Origin of the sequence: Rothia nasimurium (assembly GCF_928391935.1) — a bacterium.
In the GTDB taxonomy this organism is placed as follows: Bacteria; Actinomycetota; Actinomycetes; order Actinomycetales; family Micrococcaceae; genus Rothia; species Rothia nasimurium_D.
Map to the genome: position 1 here is coordinate 1 of NZ_CAKMTD010000016.1, position 9900 is coordinate 9900.

The 9900-nt window shown below is 57.2% G+C and carries 4 protein-coding genes; 1 reads left to right on the forward strand and 3 read right to left on the reverse strand.

The annotated features are described in order from the left end of the window. The coding region (locus L7A15_RS10510) for a DUF7507 domain-containing protein (RefSeq protein ID WP_237212503.1) at positions 1-6362 on the reverse strand (6362 nt) is incomplete at its 3' end. Positions 6363-7110: 748 nt separating this feature from the next. Between L7A15_RS10510 and L7A15_RS10515 the strand changes: the two genes are divergently transcribed. Further along, positions 7111-7473 (forward strand): ribbon-helix-helix protein, CopG family, encoded by a 363-nt coding sequence (locus L7A15_RS10515; RefSeq protein ID WP_237209081.1) that lies wholly within the window; start codon positions 7111-7113, stop codon positions 7471-7473. Positions 7474-7959: 486 nt separating this feature from the next. Here L7A15_RS10515 and L7A15_RS10520 read toward each other — a convergent pair whose 3' ends face one another. Both L7A15_RS10520 and L7A15_RS10525 read right to left on the reverse strand, forming a co-directional pair. After that, complete coding sequence (locus L7A15_RS10520) at positions 7960-8202, reverse strand: helix-turn-helix transcriptional regulator (protein WP_336603649.1); 243 nt, start codon at positions 8200-8202, stop codon at positions 7960-7962. 92 nt (positions 8203-8294) lie between these two features. After that, the gene (locus tag L7A15_RS10525) at positions 8295-9527 is read right to left on the reverse strand and encodes a hypothetical protein (protein ID WP_237209080.1); all 1233 of its coding nucleotides are present in this window, start codon (positions 9525-9527) and stop codon (positions 8295-8297) included. Positions 9528-9900 lie beyond the last annotated feature (373 nt).

The following is a 9900-nucleotide window of genomic DNA, read 5'->3' on the forward strand; positions in this document are numbered from 1 at the left end:
ACGGAGGCGTTCTCAACGTCAACCACGTCACCCAGGCCGGGGATGGGGTTGCCATCAACGTCGGTGTACTTGACAACGACAGAACCGGTCTTGGGTTCCTCAACGGGCTTTTCAACCTTCTTGAGGATGTAGGTAACGGTGGTCTTGCCTTCAACGACCTGACCGTTTTCGTTACCTTCTACACGCTCGTAGACGTACTCAGTGCCGTCGGGAGCGGTGTAGGTGAGCTTCTTGTGCTCGGTGGTGTTGTAGTCGGTGCCAACGGGAACATCGACCAGAGCGTTGACGTCGTCAAGGCCGGGGATGGGGTTGCCATCAACGTCGGTGTACTTGACAACGACAGAACCGGTCTTGGGTTCCTCAACGGGCTTTTCAACCTTCTTGAGGACGTAGGTAACGGTGGTGTTACCTTCTACGACGGTGCCGGTCTCGTTGCCCTCTACACGCTCGTAGACGTACTCAGTGCCGTCGGGAGCGGTGTAGGTGAGCTTCTTGTGCTCGGTGGTGTCGTAGTCGGTGCCGACAGAAGCGCCTTCAACGTCGATGATGGGGTTCAGACCTTCGATGGGGTTACCGTCGATGTCCTTGAACTTAACAATGACGTTACCGGTCTTGGGTGCCTCATCCTTGACGTAAGGAATGGGGGTGTCAACGCCGGGGGTCTCAGGTACCGGGGGTACGTAACCCTTGCTCGGGTCCTCAGGATCAACGGGCTTCAGGGGCTCGTTGGTCTTGGGGTCAACGGGGGTGTAACCGGGTACGTGAGGAATCACGTTACCGTCACCGGGGACGATAGGTGAATCGGGGTTGGTCGGATCGAAGGGGTAAGGAATCGGATCGCCAGGTACGTTTGATCCCGGAGGAATCAGGGGTACCCAGTTAGCAACCTTCTGGTAAACGTAGGTTACTTCGGTCTGTCCTTCAACGACCTGGCCGTTTTCTGTGCCCTCGGTCTTGGAGGGTACGAGAACGTACTTGTTGCCATCGTGGATGATGGTTTCAACCAGGTGGTCGGTGGTGTTGTAGTCGGTGCCTACAGGAGCGTTGGTGGTGTCAAAGACGGAAGGTGCGATGACTTCACCGTTGGTGTTCTTGAAGTGTACGACTACTGATCCGTACTGGCCCTTGAGGTTGATGATTTCTTCATCAGTCTTGGGGGCGGGGGGAACGATTTCGTTGTTACCGTCACCGGGGGTGGGGTCAACGGGTACTACAGATGCTTCTGCAGTGTTGACGACTGAACCCTTGTCGATGTCTGCCTGGGTGAGGACGTAGGTTGCGGTTGCTTCCTTGGTTTCACCGATGGCCAGGGTGCGGTCAGCAGGGTAGCTGATTGCGGAGAGGCCGGGCAGGGGGTCAACGATTTCGAAGGTTTCGAGGTCGATGTTACCGGTGTTGGTTACTGCGAAGGTGAAGGTGACGGTGTCGCCTGCCTTTGCGGTAGCAGCGGTGAAGTCGGATGACTTGACGAACTCGAAGTCAGGCTTGGGGTCGAAGGCCAGTACCCAGTTGTCGGTCTGGGGTGCCGGGGGCACTACCTCATTGTTACCGTCGCCGGGGGTGGGGTCTACGGGTACAACGCTGGCGGTTGCGGTGTTACGCAGGGCGCCGGAGTTGATGTCAGCCTGGGTCAGAACGTAGGTCGCAGTGGCGGTCTTGGACTCACCAATCTTGAGGCTACGGTCTGCGGGGTAGGTCAGGGCTGAGAGGCCAGCAAGGGGGTCGGTGATCTCGAAGGTTTCGAGGTCGACATTGCCGGTGTTGGTGACGGTGAACTCGTAGGTTACGGTGTCGCCAGCCTTGGCCTTGGTCACATCGTAGTCTGAGGTCTTAGCGAAGTCGAAGTCGGGTCGGTACTCGGCTACGACGTTCTCTTCGTCAGTCTTCGGTGCGGGGGGAACGATTTCGTTGTTGCCATCGCCGGGGGTGGGGTCAACGGGTACCACGGAAGCGGTTGCCACGTTAACAACGCCGCCTGCGTTCACGTCCTTCTGGGTGACGGTGTAGATCGCGGTTGCGGTCTTGGTTTCACCGACGGCCAGGGTGCGGTCTGCAGGGTAGGTGATTTCACCTGCGATGGGGTCAACGATTTCGAAGGTTTCCAGAGCAACATTGCCGGTGTTGGTGACGTCAAAGGTAAAGGTTACCTTGTCGCCTACCTTGGCCTTCTTACCTGCGAAGTCTGAGGACTTGACGAATTCGAAGTCTGCCTTCAGGGGCAGGGGAATTTCGTGGTCATCAGTCTTGGGTGCAGGAGGAGTGATGTTGTCTGAGGGGTCCTCAGGGGTTTCGTCCTTGGGGGTAACTGCTGCGGTTGCAGAGTTGGTGACCTTGGTCTTGACGAAGTCAGCGTCGGTCAGGACGTAGGTGGCGGTAGCGGTCTTGCTTTCGCCTACCTTGAGGGTGCGATCAGCGGGGTACTTGATGGCGGAAATGCCTTCAAGGCCGTCGGCGATCTCGAAGGTTTCGAGGTCAACGTTACCGGTGTTGGTGACGGTGAACTCGTAGGTGATGGTGTCGCCTACCTTCGCGGTTGCACCGTTGAAGTCTGAGGTCTTTTCGAAGGTGAAGTCAGGCTTGGCTTCAACAACGATGGTTTCCTCACCGGGCTTCTTCGGAGGGGTCGGGACGTTATCGGTCGGGTCCTCCGGAGTGGGATCGGCAGGTACTACAGATGCTTCTGCGGTGTTGACGATCTTGCCCTTGCCGAGGTCGGCCTGGGTCAGGACGTAGTCGGCGGTGACGGTTGCGGTGGCACCAACGGGCAGGGCGCGGCTAGCGGGGTATACCCAGTTAGTCAGGCCTACCATGGGGTCGTTGATCTCGAAGGTTGAGAGGTCAACGTTGCCGGTGTTGGTGACGGTGAAGGTATAGGTGACGGTGTCACCGACCTTGGCGTTTGCTGCATTGAAGTTGGATGACTTGACGAATTCGAAGTCGGCCTTGCGGTCAACAACGATCTTGTGGTCATCGGTCTTGGGTGCAGGGGGGGTGACAACGACGTCGTCGGTGGGGTCGGGATCAACGGGGGTTACTGAAGCAGTAGCGGTGTTGATGACGCCACCGGCGTTGATGTCTGCCTGGGTGAGGGTGTAGGTCGCAGTTGCGGTCTTGGACTCACCGACGGCCAGGGTGCGGTCAGCAGGGTAGCTGATAGCGGAGAGGCCGGGCAGGGGGTCAACAACGTCGAAGGTTGCCAGGTCAACGTCGCCGGTGTTGGTGACGGTGAACTGGTAGGTGACAACGTCGCCGGGCTTTGCGTTAGTTGCGTCGTAGTCTGATGACTTGACGAAAGCAAAGTCAGGGTTGCGCTCAATAACGATGACGTCGTCATCGGTCTTGGGTGCGGGCGGGGTTACACCGGTGGGGGGCACGACGTTTGCGGTTGCGACGTTAACGACGCCACCTGCGTTGATGTCGGCCTGGGTCAGGGTGTAGTCCGCGGTGAGTTCCAGGCTCTTGCCGGGCTCCAGGGTGGTGCCAGCGGGGACGGTGACTGCACCGACCTTGTTGTCCTGAACGGTGATGTCACTGAGGGTCACGTTACCGGTGTTGGTGACGGTGAACTTGTAGGTGACGGTGTCGCCGACCTTGGCGTTGGCGGCATTGTAGTCGGAGGACTTAACAAACTCGTAGTCGGCCTTGGGGTCGAAGTTGAGGGTGTTGGTGTCTTCCTTGGGGTCCGGGGCAGGAATGTTGCCAGCAGGGTCAACGGTTGCGGTTGCATTGTTAACTACCTTGCGGGCGTTGATGTCTGCCTGGGTGAGGGTGTAGGTCGCGGTTGCGATTGCACTCTCGCCGGGTTCCAGAACCATGTCGGCGGGGTAGGTGATAGCGCCTACCTTGTCGTCAGTGATCTCGAAGGAATCGAGGGTGACGTTGCCGGTGTTGGTAACAGTGAACTGGTATTCAACAGTGTCGCCAGCCTTAGCGCCAGTGATGTCGAAGCTGTTGGACTTGACGAAGGTGAAAGCGGGCTTCTGGTCTACCTTAACCTCGGTGGTTCCGTCCTTGGGATCAGGCTTAGGAACGTTGGGGTTTTCGGGAGTTACTGTTGCCTTTGCAGTGTTAACTACGCCGCCGGCGTTGATGTCAGCCTGGGTGAGGGTGTAGGTTGCGGTAACAACCTTGGACTCACCTGCACCGAGTGAACGATCAGCAGGGTATTCCAGCGCGGACAGACCGGGCAGGGTGTCCTCGATCTTGAAAGAATCGAGGGTGACGTTGCCGGTGTTGGTGACGGTGAACTTGTAGGTTACAACGTCGCCAGCCTTGGCAGTGGTGGCATTGTAGTTAGATGACTTGACGAAATCGAAAGACGCGACCTGGTCAAAGTTGATGGTGTAATCATCGGTGACGGGGGTCGGGTTCGGTACGTTAGGATCGCCGGTTTCGCCGGTGGCGGTTGCGACGTTCTTAAGTGAACCAGCGTTGATGTCGTCCTGAGTCAGGGTGTACTTTGCAGTGACGGTCTTGGACTCGCCAGAGGCCAGTGAACGGTCTGCAGGGTACTCCAGAGTGCCCAGGCCCGGAAGGGGGTCAGACACGGTGAACTCAGTCAAAGGAGCAGTGCCGTTATTGGTAACGGTGAAGCTGTAGGTAACTACGTCACCGGGCTGGGCGTCCTTCTGAACGTAGTCAGAAGTCTTCTCCAGGCTAATTGAAGCTGCCTTGCACTCGATGACGAGGTCAGCGTCGTCAGTTGCTTCGTTGTTGGGGTTAACAACAGAGTCGTAAGCAGTGACGATGTTTTCGATAGCCTTGGTGGCGCCACACAGGGGATCACCCTGGGCCTGCAGCTCAGCAAGCGTCTTAACCTTGGCCTTGAAGACGTAGGTGTCCTTCTGGCCTACCTGAAGACCGCCGGTCGGAAGAACGGTGGTGTTGGTGGGATCCTTGGGGGACACACGGCCGATGTTAGTGCCATCGGTGTAGTCTGCAGTGCCGGGGATGTTGACGTTACCGCCGGTGATGTCGTAATCCTCACCCACGCGGAAGAGACGGAACTTGCCGTCTACAACCTCAACCTTGGTGCCAGCAGCAGCCAGAGACGAAGTTGCCCCAGCAGTACCAACGTACATGTTGGTTGCTGAATCGCCCTGGGTTGAATCTACCCGAACCAGTTCAACGCTTGAGGGGTCCAGCTGGGCAGGCATGGTGTCCAGAGCTGCGTAACCCCAGGAATCCATGGCACCAGTGTTCTCAACGGTGATAGCGAAGGTGACTTCCTCGCCAGGAGCTACCGTGTCAGTGGCAGCGAGGGGAGTAACTCCATCAGTCTTGGTGAAGTCCTTGGTGACGGCGAAGTCAGTACGGGGAACGTAAGCCTGGTAACGGGACTTACGGGGATCCACGTTAGGAGCGTTCCAGTCAAGGAGTTCCTTGAGAGTGTAGTTGACGCCCTTGTAATCGCGAACCACGTTGGGGTCGTTGAACTCAGCAACAACCGTAGGATCGTTCACCAGAATCTTAGGAGTGAACTCCAGAGTGACTGATTTGACGAAGCCGGGGATACCGAACTGAGCAATAGAGGCAGAAGCGTCAGAACCGGGTACCGCGGTGGGACCGTTCCAAACGTTAACACCGTCAGCGTTAACAGACCACAGGCTCAAATCCAGAGTGTTGTAGTAGTTACCCTGAGCGTCTACACCATCGGAGTACCAGCGGGGGTTATTGTCCGTGCGGTACTGCGGGTAGAAGGGCAGGTTGCCACCGTTGTAGTCAGCTGAAGAGCGGTCAGTGGTGCCATCGTTGATGGACACAACCTTCATCTCTTCAAACTGCACCAACTCAGTAACATTATTCGCGTCTCTGATTGAGCTCACAGTCGTCTGGTTCGCAAACTTGGGGAACCAAACAGGCTCTGAGAAGGTGTAGGTGACGGTACGGCTGACGCCACAGTCCACTACTTCACCGGCTGCGTAGCCACCTGCTGCAAGGCAGGTGTCCTTGTACAGGTCATAGTAGCCAGGGGCATAATTGCTGATCTGCAGAGCAGCGTTTGATGAAGTGTTGGAGTTAAACTTCTGCCATTCAGACGTTGTTGTTAGTTCAACGTTCTTGTAGTTGAAGGGCAGTAGAGCTCCGGTTGCAACGACCTCGGGGTTACCCTTGGCGTTGATGGTATCGAGGCGAGAGGTGTAACCGCTACCTTCAGCTTTGGTTACACCAGTGGTGGGGTTAGTACGCCCCGTACCTGTTGAGACCCAGTTTGTTACAGGGTAGTTATAAACACTACCCGGGTCCCCAGGCGCGATCTCAACGGCGCCAGCCGCTGAAATCGGTAAGGTACCTGCAGCCAGCGCACCGGCTACGAGCACCGCGAGGCCCTGTTTAAGGCGCCTCTTGGGGGTGCGAATCATAATGATTCCTTTCAACAATGTACATGTGAAAGGCGTTTCCCCCTCCAGTGAATCCAGAACCTAGCTACGGTTCTGCACTGGTTCTCGATACTATGCAGGTAGGCCAAGTGCCGCAGGTGTTACCCCGCGAAGGATGATCAACCTGCCAATATTAAGATGCGAGGGAAAGTGCCGACCCACCGCCGAAGCGGTGAGGCCAGACCAACCAGCTTCATTACCAGCGCGACCTTCCCCCTGCCTCCGGTGCAGCACCTACCGTGAGTATCACGGTTGGCACTGCCCTGTGGAGGCTTGAGGTGTGGTTCCGATCGCGGCAATTTCCGCTAGTTAGTCTTGTCTTAAGCCTACCACCAGGGCCCCTCCTAATTTGAGAGAAGACTGTAAGATTTCACGTGATTTAGGCGAACAAGAACATACAAGGAGATAAGCGGTCACCTGCCCTTTGGGCCAGGGGTGGGCACCTCCTCTTGGGGCCCTGCCAGCCAGCCCCCTGCGTCCTTAGGGGGCGCCTCCAGCCCACCCCCAAGCGTCCTTTCCAGCGGGATTAGGCTCACCCTCCCAGCGGGTCAGGTTCACCCTCCCTGCGGGCTAGGCCCAGCCCACCCTACGGGGCAGACCCTCCCCCTGCGTCCTTGGGGGGTGCTTGCATCTGCACGTATAGGATAGGTGCGAATTTTCTTCCTTAGATTTTGTGGTTGATAATATGCAGACGCACAATATTGACCACCATAGAGCCGAAAGAAAAAACATGTCACAGATAGAAAATCTCAACAATATCGACTTCAACAACCTCACCCTAGCTGACCATGAAAAAATTGGTGAAGCCCTTTCCAAGTGGGCTGAGTCTGATGAATTTTTCGATGCTCTAGACACAGCCACCATCATCCCGCGCAATGCCGAAACAGTAGCCCGCGCTGAAAAAATCGTCAAGGCCGCCACCCGAGGCCGCCCCGCTCTTGCAGAAGCTATTAGCGGCCACTCCCCCAGCATTAACGCGCGAGTAACTCCTGACATCAAAGAGCGCCTTACTCGCTATACCCAAGAACAGGGCTTGAGCACATCTGAAGTTATTCGGGAAGCACTCGATAACTTCCTACCCAAAGTGGCATAAACAAGCTGTAGCTACGGCATGGCTCAACGCCCCCAGCCAACACAAATAATGGTCAGGGGGTGTCGCCACCGAGGCGGGAACCGGCTCACAAACCACCGCTTATAGAAGCACGATCCAAAGCCAAAGGAAGACGGGCTGCGTGGCTTTCTCACCCAGATTCACCCACACCCCCGCGATGCAGGATTACCCCCTGCGGCCCAGGCCAAGCCCACCCCCAAGCGTCCTTCCCTGCAGGCCAGGCACAGCCTCAACTCAGTACGGTGATGCAGGCGAATCAGCCCGCTTAATCTTCTAGCTCGTACCGGCGGAACCTTAGCTCACGCTGGGCACCCCGCACAGCAGAACCATCAATTGCCACCGGACGCCCCCGATAACCCGGTACATACGAAAAAGTTACCGCCCCTTGCCGGTCTTTCGTGAGGCATGCTGCAAGCGCACCTGCCACGTATACGTCCGCAGCCCTCACACCTTTATAATCTTCAGGAATCATACAGACCCAACAACCTCAAGACGAACCCCAACTGCAGCCGCAACCGCAAGCACAGTCGAGAACGAAGGCCCAGAGCGCCCTTTCTCAATATCCCGAACGGTGCGGTCACTCACCCCCACCAGTTCAGCTAACTCAAGCTGGGTAAGGCGAAAGTGCCTACGGGCATCTCGGATAGCCACACCCACAGAAACAGCAGTCTCCACCGCAACCCCTTTCGGAAAAATTTTTCTGAAATGCACTATCTTGCCTTTATTCTAAGCTGATTGAGCTAAAAACAGAAGAATAATTCTGAATATAGAGCTGGCTTACCAGTCTTACCGCAATGCCTCTACTACTTCTGCACCCTACTGGCCCGGTAAATATTCCGCACCATCACCGTGCGCCGCACCTGGCCAATAGCAGGCTCCAAAAACTCCTCCGCATACCGGGAATCCGTGCTGGTCTGGGCAGCGAAGTTAAGGGCCGCGAAAGCCCCCAGCACCATCGACACCTTCACCAGCACGTCCGTGAAGGGGAACTGCACCCCCAGCAGGGTCACCCTGCTCGCCTCAAACCCTAGCCAGCTTGTAATCGTTGCATCAGGAATAGCGATAGTGCCGAACCAGATAAAGAAGAGGAAGACCACCAGGGCAAAAAGCAGGGCCTGAATCATCTGAACCACAATGGGCAGGAGCACCAAATTATTCCACTCACTCCACCCAAAATGGGCCGGGTGTTTGAGCTGGCCAGGCTTCAGGCTCGCAAGTTCCCGGCCCCAGGAGCCACCGGCCTGCTCAGCAGCTCCTGCGTATTCGGCATCCGTAAACTCTTCCACCCGGTCACCCTTACGGGCCCCAAGCAGGCGGCGGGTTTTCTCAGCGACCGTAGACGAGACAACCAGCAAACCCAACACCCCCAAGATTGCCACCACCTGCAAGGTGCGCTGCATACTGAGGGCAGCGGCAACCCGCCAAATATCCCCGTTAACGAAGAAGAAAAGCACCGCAATCATCAGCACCGGCAGCACCTTAACGACCATGGTAGAAAGGGCTGCTGTCTCTTTAAGGATCTGCCTTAGCGCCCAGTAGAAGAGGGAGTCCAGGCCCAGGAAGGCGACTAGGAGCACGGCCCCTAGGCTCCAGAGCACATCACTCAAGGCCAGGGCGTCAGCGATTTCGGGCAGGCCTGCCCAGCGGGCGGTCTGGGGCAGCATGGACAGCCCGGCCAACAGGAGCAGGACGGCACCCACGAGGGTTTGGCCCCAGAAAGAAATGGGCTTCAAGAGGCGGGAGACAACCCAGGGCACCACGAGTAGGAGCAGGGGCGGCACGAGGGCGATGAGAATGAAGATAGGGGTCAGGACGCTCTCTGGCACCTGCACAGGAGTGCCTCCGTCTTGGGTCTCAAACTCGAGGTTGGAGATGCCCCAGAGTAGGCCGATGTAGGCCAGGGAGGACGCCAGGAGCCAGGCGGAGAGCGGGGCTGAGCGGGCAAGCACCCACCTGGCCCTTTCCCCGGCGGGGACGACGAGCGGGGCCCCAGCGGCCCTGAACCAGGCGTTTGCTTCTTGTGCGGTGAGTGTCATGCCCTCCATTGTACGGCCCTGCCAAGGACGCCCCTCCCCCACTGCCTGCCCAGCCAGTAAGCCAGCCAGTAAGCCCAGCTACCTCCCCCACCCTTTGGACCACACCCAGCCCACCCAGCCAGCTGAAGCTGCGTCAAAGGAAACGGCGATGCCCTGCTACTTCTGAGCAAACACAAAAAAGCGAGGGGGTCTAGAGCGTTAGCTCTAGACCCCCTCGCTTCATCAGAGTGTCTGAATCAACCCGGTGGGTTGTTATCTCAAAACCATACAGTGGACGCAAACAAACAAACACGTACTAGCTAAAAAGTGTAAGCCTTCGGACTATTAGTACCAGTCAACTCCACGGGCATTCCCCGCGTCCATACCTGGCCTA

Bases quoted from the DNA above. Each gene is read 5' to 3' on its own strand.
- L7A15_RS10525 (WP_237209080.1), bottom strand. From the start codon at position 9,527: ATGACACTCACCGCACAAGAAGCAAACGCCTGGTTCAGGGCCGCTGGG.
- L7A15_RS10515 (WP_237209081.1), top strand. From the start codon at position 7,111: ATGTCACAGATAGAAAATCTCAACAATATCGACTTCAACAACCTCACC.